General features: G+C 40.5%; 15 protein-coding genes. 7 read left to right on the top strand and 8 right to left on the bottom strand.

Going from position 1 to position 23,199, the window contains the following annotated elements:
• The first annotated feature begins 101 nt into the window (after window positions 1-101).
• Window positions 102-515, top strand: coding sequence for a hypothetical protein (locus HT725_RS00075; protein ID WP_173252840.1), 414 nt, complete (start codon window positions 102-104; stop codon window positions 513-515).
• 37 nt (window positions 516-552) lie between these two features.
• On the opposite strand, the gene dtd is transcribed toward HT725_RS00075, so the two are convergent.
• On the bottom strand, window positions 553-996 hold the full coding sequence (gene dtd, locus HT725_RS00070) for a D-aminoacyl-tRNA deacylase (RefSeq protein WP_049512322.1): 444 nt from the start codon (window positions 994-996) through the stop codon (window positions 553-555).
• Window positions 997-1,025: 29 nt separating this feature from the next.
• A complete protein-coding gene (locus tag HT725_RS00065) occupies window positions 1,026-3,248 on the bottom strand; it encodes a bifunctional (p)ppGpp synthetase/guanosine-3',5'-bis(diphosphate) 3'-pyrophosphohydrolase (protein WP_077804843.1) in 2,223 nt (740 codons plus the stop codon).
• Window positions 3,249-3,627: 379 nt separating this feature from the next.
• Between HT725_RS00065 and HT725_RS00060 the strand changes: the two genes are divergently transcribed.
• Window positions 3,628-3,852, top strand: a complete 225-nt coding sequence (locus HT725_RS00060) for a hypothetical protein (RefSeq protein WP_345890538.1) — start codon at window positions 3,628-3,630, stop codon at window positions 3,850-3,852.
• Window positions 3,853-3,978: 126 nt separating this feature from the next.
• A complete protein-coding gene (locus tag HT725_RS00055) occupies window positions 3,979-4,608 on the top strand; it encodes an MBL fold metallo-hydrolase (RefSeq protein WP_173252838.1) in 630 nt (209 codons plus the stop codon).
• A gap of 229 nt (window positions 4,609-4,837) precedes the next feature.
• Here HT725_RS00055 and pepO read toward each other — a convergent pair whose 3' ends face one another.
• Window positions 4,838-6,730 carry an endopeptidase PepO gene (pepO, locus tag HT725_RS00050; protein WP_173252837.1) on the bottom strand — a complete coding sequence of 631 codons (1,893 nt, stop codon included), beginning with the start codon at window positions 6,728-6,730 and terminating at the stop codon, window positions 4,838-4,840.
• A 177-nt stretch (window positions 6,731-6,907) separates the two neighbouring features.
• On the opposite strand from pepO, the gene HT725_RS00045 reads away from it, so the two are divergent.
• From HT725_RS00045 to tpx, 4 genes are all read left to right on the top strand, one after another.
• On the top strand, window positions 6,908-7,630 hold the full coding sequence (locus tag HT725_RS00045) for a metal ABC transporter ATP-binding protein (protein ID WP_101782551.1): 723 nt from the start codon (window positions 6,908-6,910) through the stop codon (window positions 7,628-7,630).
• A complete protein-coding gene (locus HT725_RS00040; RefSeq protein ID WP_101782552.1) occupies window positions 7,627-8,475 on the top strand; it encodes a metal ABC transporter permease in 849 nt (282 codons plus the stop codon). Before HT725_RS00045 ends, HT725_RS00040 begins: the two co-directional genes overlap by 4 nt.
• Before the next feature lie 31 nt (window positions 8,476-8,506).
• Complete coding sequence (gene psaA, locus HT725_RS00035) at window positions 8,507-9,436, top strand: metal ABC transporter substrate-binding lipoprotein/adhesin PsaA (RefSeq protein ID WP_023933209.1); 930 nt, start codon at window positions 8,507-8,509, stop codon at window positions 9,434-9,436.
• A 421-nt stretch (window positions 9,437-9,857) separates the two neighbouring features.
• The gene (gene tpx, locus HT725_RS00030; RefSeq protein ID WP_000256026.1) at window positions 9,858-10,349 is read left to right on the top strand and encodes a thiol peroxidase; all 492 of its coding nucleotides are present in this window, start codon (window positions 9,858-9,860) and stop codon (window positions 10,347-10,349) included.
• Between the two features lie 209 nt (window positions 10,350-10,558).
• Here tpx and HT725_RS00025 read toward each other — a convergent pair whose 3' ends face one another.
• The 5 genes from HT725_RS00025 to HT725_RS00005 form a co-directional block, all read right to left on the bottom strand.
• Window positions 10,559-13,267, bottom strand: a complete 2,709-nt coding sequence (locus tag HT725_RS00025; RefSeq protein WP_173219867.1) for an ABC transporter permease — start codon at window positions 13,265-13,267, stop codon at window positions 10,559-10,561.
• Window position 13,268: 1 nt separating this feature from the next.
• Window positions 13,269-13,970, bottom strand: coding sequence for an ABC transporter ATP-binding protein (locus tag HT725_RS00020; protein ID WP_049494632.1), 702 nt, complete (start codon window positions 13,968-13,970; stop codon window positions 13,269-13,271).
• Window positions 13,971-14,186: 216 nt separating this feature from the next.
• Window positions 14,187-16,598: a glycoside hydrolase family 95 protein gene (locus HT725_RS00015; protein WP_173252836.1), complete on the bottom strand. Its 2,412-nt coding sequence runs from the start codon at window positions 16,596-16,598 to the stop codon at window positions 14,187-14,189.
• Between the two features lie 52 nt (window positions 16,599-16,650).
• Entirely contained in the window at window positions 16,651-17,343 is a 693-nt protein-coding gene (locus HT725_RS00010) for a phosphoglycerate mutase (RefSeq protein WP_000240129.1), read from the bottom strand.
• 144 nt (window positions 17,344-17,487) lie between these two features.
• Window positions 17,488-23,073 (bottom strand): ZmpA/ZmpB/ZmpC family metallo-endopeptidase, encoded by a 5,586-nt coding sequence (locus HT725_RS00005; RefSeq protein WP_240149598.1) that lies wholly within the window; start codon window positions 23,071-23,073, stop codon window positions 17,488-17,490.
• Between the last annotated feature and the right edge of the window lie 126 nt (window positions 23,074-23,199).

Below are 23,199 nucleotides of genomic sequence, written 5' to 3'. Positions count from 1 at the left end.
AAAGAAAAAAGATAGTAAACGCTTTCACGCTCCAACTAAATATTGTATAATAATTATATTCAATATTACGTCACTAACAGATGAAAAAAGGAGGTTTTAGCATGAAAAAAATCATCTTCATCAAAACCATTGAGCTCCTTGCCATCGATGGAATTATGCTGGCATTTTTGACATTTAAAGAGGGGCTCACTTGGGATTGGATTTTAATTTATAGTGGTTGGCTCATTTTCTTTCACCCTGTGCTATTGGCCTATCTTTCAAACCAGCTTTGTGACCACTTTAGTCACCTCTATTCCCAGATTAGACCAAAATTCTGGCATTTTGCCTTACAAATCCTTCTATGGGATAGCCTGATCATTCTCTCCTTGATATGTTTGAGTGGTGTCCCACTTTTCCTTCAGGGAACTCTCCTCATCCTAGGACATCTCATCCCTTCCTATCGCACCTGCCAAATCCTGAAAAGAGACTTCCCCCAAGCCTATCAAGAACCGATTTCATTTTGGAATATTTTATGATAGATGAGAAAAACCAAGCCGGCTGGCTTGGTCTTTCTTATCTATTTTTCGTATCAAGAATAATGGTGACTGGTCCGTCATTGACCAGCTCAACCTGCATATCCGCTCCAAAGATACCTGTCTGAACGGGCACTTCTTGCTCTAATTTTTGATTGAATGCATCATAGAAGTCTGATGCCATATCAGGCTTGGCTGCGCCTGTAAAGGCTGGACGATTGCCTTTCTTAGTATCCGCAAAAAGGGTAAACTGAGAAATAGAAAGGATTTCTCCTTCAATATCTTTGACAGACAGGTTCATCTTGCCTTCTGCGTCTGAAAAAATCCGCATGTTGACGAGCTTTCTCACAGCATAGTCCAAATCTTCCTCTTGGTCCTCTGGTCCAACACCAACCAGCAATAAGAGCCCTTGATTAATTTTTCCCTGAACCTGACCTTCGATACTCACTTGGGCTTTTGTAACCCGTTGGATAATGATTTTCATAATAGCCTTTCTAGTAATAACTAGGACAATTAGCCGTTGGTCCGTTTGACAGAATAAACTTCTGGCACACTCTTAATCTTGTCCACGACCGTGGTTAGCGTCGAGAGGTTGGCAATACCGAAGGACACATGGATATTAGCAAATTTCATATCCTTGGTTGGTTGGGCATTGACTGTCGAGATATTCTTGGTTGTGTTTGAGAGAACTTGCAGTACATCGTTCAACAGTCCTGTACGGTTGAGGCCATAAATATCGATATGGGCCATATACTCTTTATTTGAGCTAGAGTACTGGTCTTCCCATTCCACATCAAGAAGACGTTGCTCGTAGTTTTCTTGGGCGCGCAGGTTCATACAGTCCACACGGTGAATAGCCACACCACGGCCCTTGGTAATATAGCCGACAATATCGTCACCCGGAACAGGATTACAACACTTAGCAATCCGCACTAGGAGACCAGAAGCACCTTCAATGACCACACCACCCTCATGCTTGACCTTGATGGTTTCTTTATTTTCAACCTTGACCTCGCCACCTTTGACAAGTTCTTCTGCCTCCGCCTTGGCCTTGGCACGTTCTTCTTCACGGCGTTCCTTTTCAGTCAGACGGTTAAAGACAGTAATCGCACCGATTTCTCCAAAACCAATAGCCGCAAAGAGGGATTCTTCTGTCTTATAGCTAGTCTTTTGCAAAACTTGGTCCATGTGACGCTTGTCCATGAATTTATTGGCCACATAGCCATTTTCTTGAAACTGGGCCATCAGCATTTCACGACCCTTGTTAACGGATAATTCCTTGTCTTGGTTTTTAAAGAACTGGCGAATCTTGTTGCGCGCCTTGCTGGTCTTGACCATATTGAGCCAGTCACGGCTCGGCCCAAAGGAGTTAGGGTTGGTGACAATTTCAACCTGATCCCCTGTCTTTAGCTTGGTTGTCAGTGGAACCATACGGCCATTGACCTTGGCACCAGTCGCTTTTTCTCCGACTTTTGTATGGATTTCGTAGGCAAAGTCAATCGGTCCTGAATCTTTGGGAAGAGAACGGACAGCACCATCTGGAGTAAAGACGTAAATCTCCTCAGCCAGATAGTTTTCCTTAACTGAATCGACAAATTCCTTAGCATCATCAGCCTGATCTTGGAGCTCCATCATCTCCTTGATCCAGTTCATCCCAATAGCAGATTCCTTGCTGTTAACCTGCCCCTTAACGCCTTTCTTATAAGCCCAGTGAGCCGCAACCCCGTACTCAGCCACCTCGTGCATGGCTTTAGTTCGAATCTGGAACTCAATCGGTCCTTTTGGCCCATAAACAGTCGTATGGATAGACTGGTAACCATTGGCCTTGCGGTTAGCGATATAGTCTTTGAAACGACCAGGCATCGGTTTCCAAAGTTCATGCACATAACCCAACATGGCATAAACATCACTTTGGGTATCTAAAATACAGCGAATAGCAATCAGGTCATAGATTTCCTCAAACCGTTTTCTCTTATCCTGCATTTTGCGGAAAATCGAGTAAATATGCTTGGGACGACCGTAAATCTTCCCTTTTAAGTGACGATCTGTCGTATATTCCTCTAATTTTGTGACTACCTCATCCACCAAGGCTTCACGCTCTCTGCGCTTTTCCTTCATCATATGGGTAATCTTATAAAACTCCGTAGGATTGAGATAACGGAAAGACAGGTCTTCCAATTCCCATTTGACACTGGAAATCCCCAAACGATGGGCAAGCGGGGCATAGATTTCCATAGTTTCTTTGGAAATGCGCTCCTGCTTGTCTTTTCTAAGGTGTTTCAGGGTCCTCATATTGTGCAAGCGGTCAGACAGTTTGACCAAGATAACACGAATGTCCTCAGACATGGCCATGAGCATCTTGCGATGATTTTCAGCCAACTGCTCTTCGTGAGACTTGTATTTGACCTTACCAAGCTTGGTAACCCCATCTACGATTACCCGCACATCAGGACCAAACTCTCTTTCCAAATCGTCCAAGGTCGCGTCTGTATCTTCCACCACATCATGCAAGAAACCACAAGCTACCGTTACAGCATCCAGCTTGAGTTTGGCTAAAATACCTGCCACTTGGATAGGATGAATGATATAAGGCTCGCCTGATTTGCGGTATTGACCACTATGGCATTCCACCGCATAGACCAAGGCCTTATGGACAAAATGGACATCCTCTTCTGTTAAATATTCTTTGGTTAAAGCGACAACTTCTTCGCCTGTTAAATTCACTTCTTTTGGCATCTCTACTCTCCAATTCTTCCTACCATTTTATCACTTTTTTAAGAATATGAAAACTAGATTGGAACAGAATAAGAAAAAAATAATTCAGAATTGCTTGATAATTCTGAATTATTAGTCTATAATATATTACGAAGTTAGATTTTAAACTTAGGTGATAGAAGGAGAGATAGAAGAACGGAAACCATATTGTAACCGAAAGACTTTCTGACTTCCCCAATTCCATTGAAGATACGAAAGATAAACGGTGGAACTCGTGTCACATACACTGGTATCTTGACTGGATTTTAGAATTAAAATCCTCAAGATACTTTCTTTTATCCTTTAGTTTATAAGGAGAACACCTATGAAAAAAACTGCTATTTCTATCTTTGCTCTCCTAGTGTTAGGAGTTAGCTGCCTGTTCCTATTCAGCCAGCAAAGCTATAAAAAAACAGTCGTTCAATACTATGCTAAGGACCAGAACCTGCCCAATAGGATAACTTATAGTGAATATAGCGATAAACGAGAAGCCAACTACGGTGGCACTCTAAACATCACATCTATCAAACAAGCTAATGACGGAGTTTATGCAACCTATGAAGGGCAATTGATACCTCTCCAATAGTGATAAATTGATAACCAGCCTGTCTTCATCTAGTCATGCTGGTTTTTAAGTTCATTCTAAATCCTTACCTATTCTCCCTAACTGTGCTATACTTATCTTAGTACATTCTTTGAGATTGGAGCTAATATGAAAATCCATAAAACCGTGAATCCTGTTGCCTATGAAAACACCTATTACCTAGAAGGCGAAAAGCACCTCATCGTTGTCGATCCTGGCAGCCATTGGGAAGCTATTCGTCAGACAATAGAGAACATCAACAAACCGATCTGCGCTATTCTCCTGACCCACGCCCATTATGACCATATCATGAGTCTGGACTTGGTTCGCGAAACTTTTGGCAATCCTCCTGTCTATATCGCAGAGAGCGAAGCTAGCTGGCTCTACACTCCTGTCGATAATCTCTCTGGCCTCCCTCGTCATGATGATATGGCAGATGTGGTCGCAAAACCTGCAGAACACACTTTTGTCTTTCATAAGGAATATCAACTGGAGGAATTTCGTTTCACAGTCTTACCAACACCAGGGCACTCTATCGGTGGTGTTTCTATCGTCTTTCCTGAGGCTCACCTAGTCTTGACAGGTGATGCCCTATTCCGTGAAACAATCGGACGGACCGACCTTCCAACTGGTAGTATGGAGCAACTCCTTCACAGTATCCAGAACCAACTCTTCACCCTGCCAAACTACGATGTCTATCCAGGGCATGGTCCAGCTACTACTATTGCTCATGAAAAGACCTTCAATCCCTTTTTCTAACAAGATGATGATGTATAGTGGATTGAAACTGGAATAGTACGCCATGGTTGCTAAAACATTTCTAGAAATTAATTTAACTTTCCTAGTCAGTTTGTTCACATCTTATTTCAATCCACTATATATCACAATTTAAGTAAACTATTCGACAAGTCTTTCCATTCTAAAAGGCATCCTATCAAGGTTTTCACACCTGATTGGATGCCTTTTTCTAATGACTAGATTTTTTGCATTACCAAATAATCACGCGCTCTTCTGGTGAACGCCACATGCCGTCACCTTCTTTGACATCATAGGTTGTAAAGAAATCATCGAAGTTTGGCACTTGCACATTGACACGGAGTTTTGCTGGCGCGTGCACATCCACGCTAGCCAAGAGTTTCATAAATTCTGGGCGACCTTTCATACGCCAGATACGACCAAAGTTGTAGAAGAATTCTTCTGCCGAAAAGTCTGGTTCTCGCTTAGCTGCTTCTAGCGCTGCAGCGATTCCTCCCAAGTCAGCTACGTTTTCTGACACCGTCAATTTACCGTTGATGGTTGCACCATAAGAATCCTGTCCATCAAACTGGTCGATAACTTTTTGTGTTTTCTCCTTGAAGGCAGCGTAGTCGCTCTCTGTCCACCAATCCTTGAGACTACCATTTTCATCAAAGGAAGCCCCGTTGGTATCAAAAGCGTGGGAAATTTCATGGGCAATAACCGCCCCAATCCCACCGTAATTAGCAGAAGATGACTGATGCAAGTCATAGAAAGGCGCTTGTAAGATAGCTGCTGGGAAGACAATCAGGTTCTTCTGAGGATTGTAGTAGGCATTAACCATATGAGCAGGCATGCCCCACTCCTTGTAGTCTACAGGCTGGTTCCACTTGCTCCAACTATGCTTGATTTCCACACACGCAAAGGCTAAAGCATTGTCAAAAAGACTAGCATTTTCATCCACTACCTTGTCCTTGTAGCGTTCTGGCAATTCTTCTGGGTAACCAATATAAGGCTTGATGACATTGAGTTTGACGATGGCCTTGTCACGAGTTTCTGGAGTCAGCCAGTCATTTTTGGCCAAGCGTTCCTTATAGACATCAATCATAGTTGCCACTTTTTTCTCCACGTCCGCCTTAGCCTCTGGAGAGAATTTTTCATGGGCATACCAGAAACCCAAGGCTTGTTTGAAAGGACCTTGTGCTAGCTGATAGGCTGCCTTGACCTTGTCTTTGGCTTCTGGAACTCCTGAAAGCGCACGGCTATAGGCACCAGACAAGACACGGATTTCTTCTGTTAAATAGCTGGTTGAAAGATTGACAACACTTAAAATTAAGGTTGACTTGAGGAGAGGCCAAGCTTCTTCACTATAGAATTGGTCTGCTGCTTGCCAGAAACGTTCCTCGTCTACGATAACCTTGTCTGGCACTTGTCCAAGAACAGCTTGGAAGAAGTCATCCAAAGGTAGGGCAGGCGCAAATTTCTTGAAATCTTCATAAGCATATGGATGGTAGAGTTTGGCATATTCTGAACTTTCTTCATTAGAAAGCACTACTGCCGCAACTCGGCGATCCAATTCTAATCTTTTCTCAAGCAAGTCTTCAATTTCTGCATCAGAAAAATCATAAGCCTTGAGAAGATTTACGCTGCTTTCTTTCCAAAGAGTCAAGAGCTCTTCGCGCTGAGGATGGTCTTCTGCATAGTAGGTCGTATCTGGCAGGATCGTGCTTGGAGCGCTAGCCCATAAAACGTTGATTCTGGCATCCATAAAGTCTGGCGATACACCAAAAGGTAGGAAGTTAGGTTTTCCTGCAAGTTCAAACTCTGCTAGTCTAGCTGTAAAATCCGCAAAAGTCTCCAATTCTTGGAACTCTTTAAGAAGTGGTAAGACAGGTGTGATACCGTCGGCTTCTCTCTTGTCAAAATCACGAACTAGGCGGTGGTATTTGACAAAGTTCGCCAAGATAGCATCCTCAGGCACCTCTTCTCCTGCCAACCACTTGTCTGTTGTCGCCAACATCAAGTCTTCAATTTCCTGGTCTAAATCAACAAAACCTCCCGTTTGAGACTTATCTGCTGGGATTTCAGCTGTCTGTTGCCATTCTCCATTGATTGCATCATAAAAATCATCTTGATAACGTGTCATCTTGTTCTCGCTTTCATTTGTACTTGTTTTTAGCTTAACAAAAATTAACTGGGAATGCAATTAAAAATGAACTTTCTCTTTCCATCATTTTTCAGTTATTATTTTAATTTTTTTAAAAATTAACTTGACTTAATTTTTTTTTTAATGTATATTAAGAGGCAGGAGGAATATAAGTTTATGATACGTATCGAAAACCTCAGTGTCTCCTACAAAGAAACGTTGGCACTTAAGGATATTTCACTAGTGCTCCACGGACCAACAATTACCGGTATCATTGGCCCAAACGGCGCTGGGAAATCAACACTAGTAAAAGGGATGCTGGGAATTATCCCACATCAAGGTCAGGCATTTCTCGATGACAAGGAAGTTAAAAAATCCTTACACCGAATCGCCTATGTCGAACAAAAAATCAATATCGACTACAACTTTCCCATCAAGGTCAAGGAATGTGTCTCGTTAGGACTCTTTCCCTCTATCCCTCTCTTTCGAAGTTTAAAGGCTAAACATTGGAAGAAAGTGCAAGAAGCCCTTGAAATCGTCGGTCTAGCTGACTATGCTGAACGGCAAATCAGTCAACTGTCTGGAGGTCAATTCCAGCGGGTCTTGATTGCCAGATGTTTGGTACAGGAAGCCGACTATATCCTCTTGGATGAACCCTTTGTTGGGATTGACTCTGTCAGTGAGGAAATCATCATGAATACGCTGAGAGATCTGAAAAAAGCTGGGAAGACGGTTCTCATCGTCCACCACGACCTCAGCAAGGTTCCCCACTACTTCGATCAAGTCTTGCTTGTCAATCGAGAAGTGATTGCCTTTGGTCCAACCAAAGAAACCTTTACCGAAGCCAATCTCAAAGAAGCTTACGGTAATCGACTCTTTTTCAATGGAGGTGACCTATGATTGCAGAATTTATCGATGGATTGCAAAAATTCCATTTCTTACAAAATGCCTTGATAACAGCCATTGTCGTCGGGGTCGTAGCTGGAGCTGTAGGATGTTTCATCATTCTACGCGGGATGTCACTCATGGGAGATGCCATTTCACATGCTGTCTTGCCAGGTGTAGCCCTCTCCTTCATCTTGGGCGTTGACTTCTTTATCGGAGCCATTGTCTTTGGATTGCTAGCTGCTATCATCATTACCTACATCAAGGGGAACTCGATTATCAAAAGCGATACCGCCATCGGCATTACCTTTTCTTCTTTCTTAGCCCTCGGTATCATCTTGATTAGTGTCGCTAAAAGTTCAACTGACCTTTTCCATATCCTTTTTGGTAATATCCTGGCCGTCCAAGATACGGATATGTTTATTACCATAGGGGTAGGGGCAGCCATTCTCTTGTTAATCTGGATTTTCTTCAAGCAACTCTTGATAACATCCTTTGATGAACTCTTGGCTAAAGCCATGGGAATGCCTGTCAATTTCTATCACTACCTTCTCATGGTACTCCTGACTCTCGTGTCTGTGACAGCCATGCAAAGTGTCGGAACTATCCTGATTGTAGCCATGCTGATTACCCCAGCTGCAACTGCTTATCTTTATGCTAATAGCCTGAAAAGTATGATTTTCCTTTCCTCAACCTTTGGAGCGATAGCTTCAGTTTTGGGACTCTTTATCGGTTATAGCTTTAACGTTGCGGCAGGTTCTAGTATCGTGCTTACAGCTGCTAGTTTCTTTCTCATTAGCTTCTTTATCGCTCCAAAACAACGATATTTGAAACTAAAAAATAAACATTTGTTAAAATAAGGGGCAAAGCCCTAATAAATTGGAGGATCTAATGAAAAAATTAGGTACATTACTCGTTCTCTTTCTTTCCGTTATTGCTCTTGTAGCATGTGCTAGCGGAAAAAAAGATGCAGCTTCTGGTCAAAAACTAAAAGTTGTTGCTACAAACTCAATCATCGCTGATATTACTAAAAATATTGCTGGTGACAAGATTGATCTTCACAGTATCGTTCCGATTGGACAAGACCCACACGAATACGAACCACTTCCTGAAGATGTTAAGAAAACTTCTGAGGCAGACCTCATTTTCTATAACGGTATCAACCTTGAAACAGGTGGTAATGCTTGGTTCACCAAATTGGTAGAAAATGCTAAGAAAACTGAAAACAAAGACTACTTTGCAGTCAGTGAAGGTGTTGAAGTTATCTACCTTGAAGGAAAAAATGAAAAAGGTAAAGAAGACCCACACGCTTGGCTTAACCTTGAAAATGGAATTATCTTTGCTAAAAATATCGCCAAACAATTGAGCGCTAAAGATCCTAACAACAAGGAATTCTATGAAAAAAATCTCAAAGAATATACTGATAAGTTAGACAAACTTGATAAAGAAAGTAAGGATAAATTTAATAATATCCCTGCTGAAAAGAAACTCATTGTAACCAGCGAAGGAGCATTCAAATACTTCTCTAAAGCCTATGGTGTCCCAAGTGCTTACATCTGGGAAATCAACACTGAAGAAGAAGGAACACCTGAACAAATCAAGACCTTGGTTGAAAAACTTCGCCAAACAAAAGTTCCATCACTCTTTGTAGAATCAAGTGTGGATGACCGTCCAATGAAAACTGTTTCTCAAGACACAAACATCCCAATCTACGCACAAATCTTTACTGACTCTATCGCAGAACAAGGTAAAGAAGGCGACAGCTACTACAGCATGATGAAATACAACCTTGACAAGATTGCTGAAGGATTGGCTAAATAATCTAGATATTAGTTTATCTATTACTAGGTTCTTGTCTCTCTTTACATTACTTCTAATATTAGCTTTGTTAGTTCTATCTCTAGCTACAAAACAGCGTTTATAAGAATAAAGATTTCTTAAATCAGTACGAACGAAGTGAGTTTTTACCAGATATTTCTCACTGTAGTGGTATCCTAGATAAGAACTTTGATCTTATCTAGGACGGAATTTTTGAGACCTAGGGCTCAAAAATTAGGGATGAAATTCCGAAGGAAGTTGCTCCCGTCCGCACTACCTTCGAGAAATATCAAATAGATAAAAAATCTGAAAAACGTCATTCTCACATGAGCTGGCGTTTTTTCTATGCCCACATTTCCGGTCAAATCATTGGAAAATTTCGACTGTTTCAGCTACAATGGAAGAAAAAAGATTGGAGTATCCTATGGTAACTTTTCTCGGAAATCCTGTGAGCTTTACAGGTAAACAACTACAAGTCGGCGACAAGGCGCTTGATTTTTCACTCACTACAACAGACCTTTCTAAAAAATCTCTGGCTGATTTTGATGGCAAGAAAAAAGTCTTGAGTGTCGTGCCTTCTATCGATACAGGTATCTGCTCAACTCAAACACGTCGTTTTAATGAAGAACTGGCTGGACTGGATAATACGGTTGTCTTGACTGTTTCCATGGACCTCCCTTTTGCCCAAAAACGTTGGTGCGGTGCTGAAGGTATTGAAAATGCCATCATGCTCTCAGACTATTTCGACCATTCCTTTGGACGTGATTATGCCCTCTTAATCAATGAGTGGCATCTATTGGCACGCGCAGTTTTTGTCCTCGATACTGACAATACAATTCGCTACGTTGAATACGTGGACAATATCAACTCTGAACCAAACTTCGAAGCCGCAATTGCAGCTGCTAAAGCCCTATAGAAAAAATCCTCTGTCACAAAGAGTTTTCTGCTCTTTGAAGCGGAGGATTTTTGTTTACAAGTAAATACAAGATCAATCAGCTAAAAACAACTACCTTATACTCTTCGAAAATCTCTTCAAACCATGTCAGCTTTATCTGCAACCTCAAAGCGGTGCTTTGAGCAACCTACGGCTTGCTTCCTAGTTTGCTCTTTGATTTTCATTGAGTATTACTCTACAGATTTCAAGGCTTCAAGCATATCAATCTTTCTCAGATGGCGATTGACAAAGAAACCAAGCAAGGTCAGAATGGTGCTTACTGCTGCCACTGGAATTACATAGACTTCCCAACCTACCTGCGGATAAAAGAGAATAGTCGCAGGCGAAATCATTTGAATCAAAAATTGGTGTAAATAGAAACCAGCTACCAGACCAAGTACGATTCCCACAAGGGACAGCACAATCGTCTCACGGTAAATGTAGAGAGTGACTTCTTTATTATGAAAACCGAGAACCTTGATAGTAGAGAGTTCACGGATTCTCTCAGCTACGTTGATGTTAGTCAGATTGTAGAGGATAACAATAGCCAACAGAACCGATACGATGACCAAGATGGTCATGGTCTGATTGAGTGAACTTGCGACCGAGTCAAAGAGTCGAATGGCTGAAGCATTTTGGACAACGCTGGACACCGCAGATTGATTCATAAGCAAGCCTGCCTGCCTTTCGATACTAGTAGCACTGGTATCCCTTAGCGAGACCAAATAAGTGTTGGCTTGGGGTAGCTGTCCGTAAAGTTGCTCATAGCTAGCCTGACTCATATAAATAAAGTGACCAACGTAGTTCTCAGTAATAGCAGCGACCTTTAGCCCCTTACCTTCAATTTCTAAAGTTTGTCCAAGCTTGACACCTGCCAACTGGGCGAGTTTAGCTGTGATGACAACTCCATCTTTTAATGTCAACTCTTGCTGATGGTCTTGCAGATGAATAAAGGGAGTCAAATCCTCCTTCTCTGTCATCATAAGCGTAATGGTTTGAAGACCAGCCTTACCTTTGAAATCCTTGTCTAGCGTTTTAGAATAGATTTTCTGATAGGCTTTGATGTCCTGCCCTTTCAACACTCCTTCTAGCTCTTTCTTGTCCTGATTGGTCGCACTAGGATTTTCAGAAACAATCATCTGATACTGTTGGATTTGTTGAAACTGTCTGGACGGAACTCCTGCCACAGAGGATTGGATTCCCAAACCTGCAAAGAGAAGGGCTACAGAACCTGCCACACCAAAGATCGTCATCAACATCCGCTGCTTATAACGGAAGATATTGCGGGCTGTTACCTTATGAGTAAAACTGAGACGGCGCCAGATAAAACCGATGCGCTCCAGTAAGATTTTAGCTCCTTTAACAGGAGGTTTAGGCAGTAAAAGCTGGGCTGCTTCGTCATGAAGTTCCCTCCGAGCTACCAAGTAGGCTGGTAACACACTCGCCAACCAACTTAAGACAAGAGCCAGTAAGCTATAGGTCCAATAGAACTGAATCTGGGTTTCTCCCACCACCATGCCTTTTGTAATGACACTTGAAATCACACTGGCTAGTAAATAATGGCCAAGTATACTACCTAGAGCTGTTCCGACAGTCCCAGCTACTAGGCCGTAGAGGAGAAACTTGGCGATAATATCCTTGCTACGATAACCCAAGGCCTTAAAAATCCCAGCATGTGTTCGCTCTTCATCCACAAAGCGAGTCATGGTCGTAAAGGTCACCATGGCTGCTACGGCATAAAGCACCACAGGAAAGATATTGCCCACTGCTCGAATACTGGATGAAGCATTGCTATACATGAGATAGCCCTGACCACCTGGCATGGTCTGACGATTATAGACCTGATACCTTGGCTCCACCAAATCATCCAAGACTTGCTGATGTTTTTCTAATTTTTCCTTTTCTTGGTCTAGATTTTGTTCAGCCTGCTTTAGCCTATCCTCTTCCTTGCTCAATTCCTGCTTGGCTTGGGTAAGTTGAGCACTGGCCTGCTCTCTCTGGGCTTGAGGAAGCAAGGCTAGTTGACTTTCTTGAGCCTGTATACGAGCTTGAGTAGCTGCTAAACGACGCTTGCCTTCCTGCAAATTAGTCTCAGCCTTGTCAAGGGTCTCTTGCCCCTTATCGAGAGACTCTTGCCCTTCTTTTTTCAACACTTGCAGACGTGCCTTGCCATTATCTGACAAAGCTTGTTCAAGCTCTTCCTGATGTTGCTTGGATTTCTCTTCATAAGCTTCTGAAAAAACATTTAAACCTGCCAAATCTTGATATTTCAAACGAGCTATATTGTAAACTTTCTGATCAAACTGACTAGGTAAAATCACTCCATAGGCTGTCAGAGTCCCACTTCCACTTGCTGCGTAGCCCATATCTCGCTGGGAGAGGATTTCAGCTGAATCCACAAAACCAGTAATGGTATATGTATGATTTTTTAAAGAGGAATGACCACCTTCTTTTTCTTTAAAGCTAATCTCCTGTCCCACACGATATTGACCTTGCAAATGACTTGCCAAGGCGATTTCCTTATCTGACTGCGGAAGTCGTCCCTTTCTTAGCTGAAAGGTTGAAATTCGATCTGGTTTGGAGTACAGCCGAATGGCATCCTGCCCATTATCCATAGTCACATCTGTCAAATAGCCAAACTCAACCTCTGCGCCCTGCGTCTGTTTTAGTTCTTCTTGATCTTCTTGATCCAAACCATAATTAGACATAACTGCCAAATCCAAGGTTTGAGCAGCTCTTAAATAAGCATTAGCTGTCGCCTCCATGTTGGGGCTAGTCACTTTGAGGCCTACTAGGGCTAAAGAACCCAACATCATCAAGGTCAAGATGGATAAAAAACGCCCCTTGGAGCCTGTGAAGGACTGAATTAAGTCCTTCCAATAGGTTTTTCGCTTGATCATGCTAGTACTCCAAACTATCGATATCCTGAGGATGCTGGTTGATCACCACATCCTTGACACTGGCATCGTGCATATGAATCACGCGATCAGCAATGGGCGCCAAAGCTCCATTGTGAGTCACGATAATCACCGTCGCTCCCTTTTGACGAGACATATCTTGGAGGATTTTCAAAACCTGCTTGCCCGTCTGATAATCCAAGGCACCTGTCGGTTCGTCACAAAGGAGAATTTTAGGATTTTTGGCTACCGCGCGTGCAATGGAGACTCGCTGTTGCTCCCCTCCAGAAAGCTGAGCTGGAAAGTTATTGAGACGATGAGCCAGACCTACATCTGTCAAGACCTGTTCAGGATCCAAGGCATCCGTCACGATTTCAGAAGCCAGTTCCACATTTTCCTTAGCAGTCAAATTGGAAACTAGGTTATAAAACTGAAAAACAAAACCGACATCATTGCGGCGGTAATTGGTTCGCTGGTGGGAACTATAGTCTGCAATATTGGCACCATCAATCCAGATTTCCCCCTCATCATTGGTATCCATTCCCCCTAGGAGATTGAGAACTGTTGACTTACCTGCACCAGATGCACCAAGGATAATAACCAATTCACCCTTCTCAATCTCAAAATTCACATCACGATTGGCCACAATCTCCGTGTCCCCAACCTGATAACGCTTGTAACAGTGTTTCATCTCAATATAAGCCATCAGACCCACCCTCTCTTAAACAAATTATACTCCTCGAAAATCTCTTCAAAACACTGTTTTGAGCAACCTGCGGTTAGCTTTCTAGTTTGCTCTTTGATTTTCATTGAGTATTACTTCCTATTACCATTATAACGCTTTTTCAACTAGTTGGAAACTGCTTACATTCTCAAATCCTTATTAAAAGGCAGTCTCAAACCACTGCCTTCTAACATCTTCTTAAAAATAAAATTGAACCAGATTGCCTTCTGCTGTTGCTACCGAAATACAATCTTTCTCTATGCATTTCGCTTTTATTGTTTCTTTATCCAATTTAATCACACTCTTCTCAATACCTGGATAAGAGACTCTCAATTCTCCTCCACTTCTTGATAAAATGGTCATCTGTAAGAGTTTTTTATCCTCCCACCTCATGCTCACTTCAAAATGTCCACGTGCCATTAAGCCTGAAACGGAACCTGTTGACCATGCATCAGGTAGGGCAGCTAGAGGTACCAGATAAGCTGTATGAGACTGGAGCAACATTTCTGCCATGCCACTAGTAGCACCAAAATTACCATCTATCTGAAAAGGAGGATGGCTACACCAAAGATTTGGCAAGGTGGATGACTTTAACTGCTCTGCTAATAATTTATGGGCTCGATTGCCATCTCCCAAACGCGCCCAGAGATTGATCTTATTAGCCTTGGACCAACCTGTGCCCCCATCTCCACGATCATTGAGACTAGCACGCGCGGCTTCAAGATACTCCTGCCCCTTATAGCTAAAGAGATTGCCAGGATAGAGTCCCACCAGATGGGAAGCATGCCGATGTTGGGCCTCCACTTTCTCATTTTGAAAATACTGCTCTTCCTCCTCATACCACTCCCTGATTCGACTAGATTGATTGATTTGAAGAGGATTAAGCAAGTCAAACTTCTGCTTGACCTCAGTCAACAAAGCCCCATCCAGTCCCAATTCTTGAGCAGCCTGAATAAAATCATGAAATAACTGCCAAATCAGAGATTGGTCATAGGTATTGCCAATCGAAATCGGCCCATGTTCTGGCGAATAAGACGGAGAAGACACCCAACGCTGCGCCTGCTGATCCTTATGTAAAAAGGCATTCCAAAAACGAACCGTTTCCCTCAACATGGGATAAATTTTCTCCCTGAGATAGTCTTGGTCCCTATAAAATGAATAGGCTTCATAAACAGTTTGCATCATCCACGCATTGGCAGCTGGTGACCAACCCCAATAGTAATCCCAACCAGGTGCCGTCCAGCCAAAAGGAGTCGCTTGAGTATGAACCAACCAACCATTCTCCTCTCCTTCCCGAGAGACGATTCCTGCATACCTTGCAGCCGCTATGCGACCATAGACACGCAAAACATCGATATAGTTGATAACCGGAAAGGCCGTCTCTAGGAGATTGGTAACATAGGCTGGCCAATAATTCATCTGCAGGTTGATATTCAGGTGATAGTCCGAATTCCAAGGAGGATTATCGACCGCATTCCAGACTCCCTGTAGGTTAGCTGGTAGAGCATCCGGACAGTCTCTAGAAGAACTAATCAATAAATACCGTCCATACTGGAAGAACAACTCCTCCAAAGCCTGCCCCTCTTGTGGCTTATAATTTTTTAACAAATCATCTGTAGTGGATGTGTCTACATCAGCTCCCAAATCCAATTGAACACGCTGGAATAATGCTTGGTAGTCCTCAATATGCCTTGATTTCAATTGGGCATAGCCCTTTTCTTTAGCTGTGTCCACCAAGTCTATCACCTGTTGCTCTAAATCTAGTTTCTTGCGATAATTACTAGCAGGATTTTGGGCAAAATCTGTCTTAGCCGCCAAGAAGAGATTGGCATAACTGGCTCCTGATATCTGAATCTTATCTGACCAGACTCTAATGTCTCCATCCGTTTCCCAAGCTAAACAGCTAGCAAACCGCAGGTCATTGTCCTTAACCCTCCCCTTCATCAAAATATGAGAATCAGTAATATCCAACTTGCATTCCTTGTAATCAGATTTTTCCTGTTCATACTTTCCATCAGAAGCCAAATCACGGGTCAAGGATAGTTCTATAGTAAAATCTAGAGTTTCCAACCCTTCCTGAGTAAAGCGCTGAACCAAGAGATCATCTGGAAAACTGGCAAAGGCTTCACGTTCAAATTTCGTTCCCTTATAGACATAAGAAGTCGTCGCAAGTGCCTTACTAATATTCAGCTGTCTCTGATAGTTCGTCACCTGAGACAAAGTCGTACCTTGCTGGCTGAACTCAATGAAAATATCCCCAAAGGACAGATAGGTCCCATATTGACTCGTTTTGGGCCCGACCAGGTGCTGTTCAGCCAGTTCCTTAGCCCGATTGTAATCTCTCTTTTCCAAAGCCTGCCGAATCTCAGCTAAAAAGTTATGCTGTTCTTGAAGATTTCCACCCTGATAATCTGAACTATCAGGAAGTGGACATCCAGACCAGAGACTTTTTTCATTGAATTGAATCCGCTCAGCCCCTATAAGCCCAAATACTTTTGCCCCTAAAGAACCATTTCCTATCGGTAAGGCCTCTTCTTCCCAGCCCTTATATGTTGTTGACGCTGGTTGCTTGTAGGCCAGTACATAATCTTGTTTTTTATTCCTTATCATACTACCATACTAACATAAAAAGCCTAGAAATCAATTCTAGACTTACAATTTTTTATTTTCCAAGGTAGTATTCAGAAACTACGTTCAATTTTTCGTCAAATTCGAATACCAATGGTGGGAAGTTAGGGATTTCCACGTCCATGATTTCGTCATCTGACAAACCTTTGATATGTTTTACAAGGGCACGGATTGAGTTACCGTGAGCTCCTACGAATACGTTTTTACCATCTTTAAGAGCTGGAGCGATTTTATCTTCCCAGAATGGAAGGGCACGTTCCAAAGTCACTTTCAAGTTTTCAGCATCTGGGATAACTGAGTCGTCAAGTGAAGCGTAACGACGGTCAGTGTGAGCTGAGTGCTCATCATCACGGTCCATGTTTGGAGGCAATACATCGTATGAACGACGCCAGATGTGAACTTGCTCATCACCAAATTGTTCAGCAGCTTCAGCTTTGTTTTTACCAGTCAAACCACCGTAGTGACGTTCGTTCAAGCGCCATGATTTTTCAACTGGAACCCACAATTGGTCAGAAGCTTCAAGAGCCAAGTTAGTTGTTTTGATCGCACGTTTCAATACTGAAGTGTAAGCTTGGTCAAATTCGATACCAGCTTCTTTGATCAATTTACCAGCGTCAATCGCTTGTTGTGTACCTTTTTCAGACAAATCAACATCAGCCCAACCAGTGAAAAGGTTAGCTTTGTTCCATTCAGACTCACCGTGGCGAGCAAAAACCAATTTTACCATTAGATGGATTCTCCTTTAAATTTTCCGAGGTTTCCCCTCGTTTATCTATTCTATTTTACACAATTTTTCACAAAAAAGCTAGTCAAAACCAAAAAGGAAAGAGTTTCACACATGAAGAAACGAAACCTATCTTCATGTGCTACCCTAATTAGTAAATTTATTTTCCTCATCAAAAATTGAACTTCTAAAATCATCAGTTTTATCTAGATAAGCTTTGAAAATAGCTTTTTTAAGTTTGTAAACTTTACTACTTTCTTTTGGATATAATATTGAAGCATAATTAGTAGCATCCGCCTGAACCGCTTCTTTAATTATATTTCTTAACTTAGCAATACTATCAATAGTTATCGTCTCTTGACGTCCCCAATTATTAGGATTTATAAAGCTAATATTTGTTAAGTTATTAAATTTATTTTCTCGTTCTTTATACATAGCTTTTTTAAAATCAGCCCAAGATGAATACTGGTTATTAAATATCTTATTAAGCACTAATTTATCAGTTACCAATCCTACTTCTTTACCGTATGAATTAATTTTACTTCCATTAGCTTTCACTTCATTTTCATATTGGTTAGAAATATATGGTACCATACCTTCTTTATATCCTTTTGCAGCTAATAGTTCAAATGCCATACGACGAGCCATTAAATCACCCGGAGTCCCTTTATCACTACTTAAGGCAGAATATATTGGCGAGAAAAGATTGATTGTGTAGTATCCATTTCGTTTATACTCACCTTCATCAATATACCCTCTTCTTGTGATTATATCGTTTTCTATTAAACTATTGAAAGAGGTTAACTTATTAAGCTCATCAGGTTTTAATCTACGGACTACATTCGTTGCATAAACATCATTTCCATCAGGATCAGGTTTATACTCATTTTCTATTTTCCTTAATAGCTCACCTTTCTCATTGGCACCTAAGTTAACTACTGCTTCTCCTTCTAATTTTTCAAGTGTATAAACTAAATCGAATAAGTTATGCATATATTTACGCAAGTCTTCTGCATTATTAAATCGTTGAGTTGGATTTTTCACTTGTAGTCTATTAGCATTTTCCGCTTCATCATATTTCAATACAGAGTTTATCGTGATTGTTGCATCATCTGGATGATCGGGAGCTTGTAATAATCCTTTTGCATAAAACTCTGGTCCAAGCCCATTTCTTCTTCCATATCCTCCAAGATAAATTTCTCTATCTGAGTTATGTGTCATTTCATGAGTATATGTTACTGCGCCAGCCTTATCAAGCATACGATAAGCCATATAGTAGAACGCATCTCCCGTAGCATATGCTCCGTGTCCATTATGAACAACATTATTCCCCGCAGGACCGAAGAAATGTTTTATTGCTGGATGATCAGTTTCAAAATCTGCTTGACTAGTATTTTTATCTTTATCATTACCAAATCTGAAAGAATCATATACCAAAATACTTCTAAACAATTTGTCTTTATTTTTCGTATCTAGTATTTTGTACCAATAATCATAATGATCTCTAAAGCGTTTAGCCGCTTCTTTTGCATTATCTTCTACAAATTTATTTAATTTTTCTCCCTTAGGATATTCTGAACTTCTATATCTGTCATAGGCTCCAAATCCTATAGTTGAAATATTCGCTATCATAAACACTGATTTTTCAGGTAGTGTTAATAACGGTAACACCATACTTTGATATTTCCAAGAAGGGCTAGTTAATCTATCATATACTCCAATAGAATACTTCGTCCCTTCCTTAGATTGTTTTTCGCTTACTTCAGGAATTGTAGATTTTTCTTCTACTATATAAGCTTTAGATTGTTCTTTAAACCATTCGTTATTTGTTTTATTCGGCACTAAAACTTTTCTATATTTTTCCAATGCCTCAAATAAACTCTTAGTTCCATAATTTTTTGATAATAATACATTATAAGTAATTACATTATTTTTAGCTAATAAATTGTTAAATCCTGATTTACCTAGCTCAATAACATTATCTAATGCAGAACTATTAGATTTACCAAAGAAATCTAAATGATATAATACTAAATCTTTTGCACTTGCATTATCATATTTAAAATTATACCAACGTTCAAGATATGTTAAACCTAAAAGCAACGCCTCTTTATTATTCTTAATTTTTTCTACTACATAATTATCTATTATCGAATTATTATTTACAGCTATTGCCGCATCTGCAGAAAGAAGTTTTGATAAAGTATCTTCAATATTTGCTTTTGTTTTATCGAACTGTTCATCTAGATATAATTCTGTTAATTTTATATCATTAGAAATATCTAATACTTTTCTAACATCAGCTGAATTATATTGAACAGATTTCAGATCATTTAAAACAGATTTTACAATATTATTGTAATTATGTAATAACGTATTAGGTGTGTATATTAATTTTGTATTAGTTATTTCGTATTCTGCTACTTTAGAGAAATCTTGTAGATATTTTATATCTAATGTTTGAGAAGTATTATCTGAATAATGTAGTAACAACTTATTAATACTAGCTTTATGTTTATTAATATCAGAAATTACTTCTTTGTCATGCATTGAAACTACAGACACAAGATCCTTAGTATATAAAGCATTATTAGTATCCACTAAATTACCATACTTAACAATAGTCTCTCTGTTATAAAATGGCAGTAATTTTTCTATATTTTTATATACCCTTAACCTAGAAACATCAACATCTTTTAATTTACTATAATCCGTTCCATATTTAGAAGAGAAATTAAAGTCCTCAGTTTTAATATTATTTTTAGGAACAAGTTGAGCTTTTTTCACATTAATCTCATCCGCTTCTAGCACAGTTCCTCTTTGCTCTTCAGAATCTTTACTAAGTACTTCGTCATCTACTTGAACTACTTTTACCACCTTATTATTTTTATTACTATAAGTGTTAGTTGCTTTTATACCATTAAAATCATAACCAGCAATAGCATTACCGTTAGTAACATTGACATCGCTTAATACATCAGATAGTCGACCTGAATTTTCAACTTCACCTGAATTATCCCAAAGATTACCTACAACTCCTCCTACTTTACCAAAAGGCTTCACATTGTTAAGATTTCCTTCAACGTAACTATTACTAATTCTAGCACTTCTATCAACAACCCCAGCTATACCACCAACTGTTTGGTCCCCTTGATTAGCGTTTGTCGCCATATCGATAGATGAAATTGAGTTTTCTATTAAAGCACCAACACCTGAAAGTTTGCCAACTAAACCACCTATTTGATAAGTAGCATTTGTATTATAAGTATTTGTTATTCTACCTGTAAAACTACTATTAGAAATTGTAGAGTCAGTTACTTTTGAAACCAAACCACCAATGCTACGCTCACCAGCAATTACACCTGATGAATGAACATTTGTAATTGTAGTACCATTATTCGCCTCTTTCGCTATTGTAGCAGCATCTTCTTTCAAAGAAACATTAGCTTCTTTTATTGAAAGATCTTGAATAGCAGCATGATTTAAAACTTTAAATAACGGTTTTTTCAAGTTATATATAGCATAGTTCTTATCATTGTTTGTACCTATTAATGTACCACTAAATTCTTGATTTATATAACTTTCTTGACCATCCGAAAGTTCTACTTCACGAGCATCCATAGTTGCTCCTAAACGAAACGTACCATGTAAATTTCTATTCATTGCTTCTACTAGATTTTTAAATGATGTATAAACTTCGTTTTCACTATTAATAGTTTTTGGTAAATAATAAGTATAATTTTCTACAGTACTATCATTTTCATGTTGAATTAAATCATTTGCTCGACCAACAATTTTATATACTTCTTGATTATCTCTTCTGACACTTGTAATACTTGAGACAGGTAACATCACATCTTTAAACTTCTCTGATTTTACTTTCATAAAGTAGTTACTAGGATTATTTGGAACCGTATCAAATGAGGTTACATGTCGATATTTATTATTTTCTACTGTAAATAATTCCACATTTGAAATATTCCTAAGCTCTAGTTTCTTGTCGACTTGTTTTTCTTCTGCTTTTGGTGCTGATTCTTCTTTTCCTGTAGATGTTCCTTCTGTTGACGCTGTTGGGTCTGATCCTACTTGTACAGCTGGTTCATCACCCTGTGGTTTTTCTGAATCTGAATTAGATGATTCTGAGTTTTCGTTCACAGTCGAAGCTTCAGTATTTTGTGAATTTGTTTCTTCTTTATTGCCTTCTGTTACTGAAGGTGATGACTCTGAATTACCTGAATCATTTGTAGCATCTACAGATGGAATAGTTGAAGTTTCTGACGTTGGTTCGGATTTATTTTCTTCTCCAGCTGGTTGTGTAGCTGGTAACCCACCTTCAGAGACAGTTTCTGAAGCCGGCTGTTCTTCTGTAACTGTTGTATCCCCTGCAGATGAATCTTCTTCTTTCGACTCTGATTCTGATGGTACTTCTGAAGCTGGGGTTGCCGCCTCTGGCTCTTCCGCTTTTGGTGCTGTTGCTGTTTCCGTAGTTGCAAGTTCTTCAGCTTCCGATGTTGAATCTGTTTCTTCTTCTACAGCTGGCTGCGTAGCTGTTGACTCCCCTTCAGAAGCAGTTGATGAAGATTCAGTTGAAGAAACTGAATCCTCCGCTTTACCTTCTTCTCCTGATTCTTTTGGTGCTGGGGTTGCTTCTGCTATTATTCCTGGTTCTTCAGCTTCTTCCGTTGCTTCGGCTTTACCTTCTTCTCCTGCTGGTGTTGATTCCACAGTTGCAGATGTTCCTGGTTCTGCTGACTCTTCTGCTTTTGCTTCTTTTTCTGTTGCTTCTGGTGTTGTTACCGCTTCTTCTTTAGACTCAGCTGACGGTGTATTTGTTGCGCTATCTTGTTTTCCTGTCTCCTCAACAGAGGTTTCTTCTGCATTGCCTACTTCACTTGAAGTTGTAGCCTCTGTAGCTGCTTCTGTTGAAGCTGGGGTTTCTGGTTTTGATGGTGCTGGAGTTTCTTCTGCTGGTTGGCTTTGTTCTCCTGAAGTTGTAGCCTCTACCACTGGTGCTTCTGAAACTTCTGCTTTTGGTGTTGTTCCTGAAGCTTCTTCTGTTGAACCTAGAGTCGCTTCTGAACTTCCTTCCGCTGCTGGTGCACCTGTTGTAGCTACTTCTGAACCTGTTCCTGCTTCTTCAGTTTCTTTTACTTCATTTCCTGCTGTTGTTCCTGCTTCTTTTGGAGCTGGTTTCGCTGCCTCGGACTCTGTTACTTTTGGTTCCGGTGCTTCTGTTTTTGGTTCAGCCAATTCTGCTGACTCTGTTCCTGTTTCTCCTTCTGAAACTGTTCCTTCAGGTGTATCTTCTTTTGGAGTTGTAGGTGCTTCTGTTCCTGATTCTTCAGTTTCTTTTCCTGTTACTCCTGGAGTTACTTCTGAAGCCCCTTCTGTTCTTCCTGAAGCTCCATTTGCCACTAATTCTGTTGAATCTGGTGCTGATTCTGCTGTTCCTGTAAATGTTCCTTCAGGTGTTGATTCTGCTTCTTTAGGCTCAGCTGGTTTTTCTACCTCTGGCGCTGATTCTGTTGGTGCTGGAGACACTGGTTTTTCTGCTTTTGGCGTTGTTACAGTTGGCTCTTCTGCTTTTGGTGCTACTGGAGCTTCTGTTTCTTCTTTAACTTCTGGGCTTGTCTCTGCTGGTGCTTCTGAAGCAGGTTCTTCACCCGATTCTTCCGCTCTTTCCACTACTGGTGCTGATACAGGCTGATAAACTAGGCTATAGTTCACAGTCATTTTTTCAACTTTCTCAGTGACATCTGTTAATTCAAAGGTAACAGCTTTTGTTTCCTGATCTTTCTTGAGCAAGACTTCGTAAGTGCGAACTTCGCCACTTGCACCACTTTCTTTGATGACAATCTT

It is taken from the genome of Streptococcus sp. 2579 (assembly GCF_013277195.1).
GTDB lineage: Bacteria > Bacillota > Bacilli > Lactobacillales > Streptococcaceae > Streptococcus.
This window is presented reverse-complemented; position numbering and strand designations above follow the sequence as displayed.

Coding starts and splice junctions, on each gene's coding strand:
- HT725_RS00040 (WP_101782552.1), top strand. CDS start 7,627: ATGATTGCAGAATTTATCGATGGATTGCAAAAATTCCATTTCTTACAA.
- tpx (WP_000256026.1), top strand. CDS start 9,858: ATGGTAACTTTTCTCGGAAATCCTGTGAGCTTTACAGGTAAACAACTA.
- HT725_RS00025 (WP_173219867.1), bottom strand. CDS start 13,267: ATGATCAAGCGAAAAACCTATTGGAAGGACTTAATTCAGTCCTTCACA.
- psaA (WP_023933209.1), top strand. CDS start 8,507: ATGAAAAAATTAGGTACATTACTCGTTCTCTTTCTTTCCGTTATTGCT.
- pepO (WP_173252837.1), bottom strand. CDS start 6,730: ATGACACGTTATCAAGATGATTTTTATGATGCAATCAATGGAGAATGG.
- HT725_RS00055 (WP_173252838.1), top strand. CDS start 3,979: ATGAAAATCCATAAAACCGTGAATCCTGTTGCCTATGAAAACACCTAT.
- HT725_RS00065 (WP_077804843.1), bottom strand. CDS start 3,248: ATGCCAAAAGAAGTGAATTTAACAGGCGAAGAAGTTGTCGCTTTAACC.
- HT725_RS00045 (WP_101782551.1), top strand. CDS start 6,908: ATGATACGTATCGAAAACCTCAGTGTCTCCTACAAAGAAACGTTGGCA.
- HT725_RS00010 (WP_000240129.1), bottom strand. CDS start 17,343: ATGGTAAAATTGGTTTTTGCTCGCCACGGTGAGTCTGAATGGAACAAA.
- HT725_RS00015 (WP_173252836.1), bottom strand. CDS start 16,598: ATGATAAGGAATAAAAAACAAGATTATGTACTGGCCTACAAGCAACCA.
- HT725_RS00075 (WP_173252840.1), top strand. CDS start 102: ATGAAAAAAATCATCTTCATCAAAACCATTGAGCTCCTTGCCATCGAT.
- HT725_RS00005 (WP_240149598.1), bottom strand. CDS start 23,073: ATGACTGTGAACTATAGCCTAGTTTATCAGCCTGTATCAGCACCAGTA.
- HT725_RS00020 (WP_049494632.1), bottom strand. CDS start 13,970: ATGGCTTATATTGAGATGAAACACTGTTACAAGCGTTATCAGGTTGGG.
- dtd (WP_049512322.1), bottom strand. CDS start 996: ATGAAAATCATTATCCAACGGGTTACAAAAGCCCAAGTGAGTATCGAA.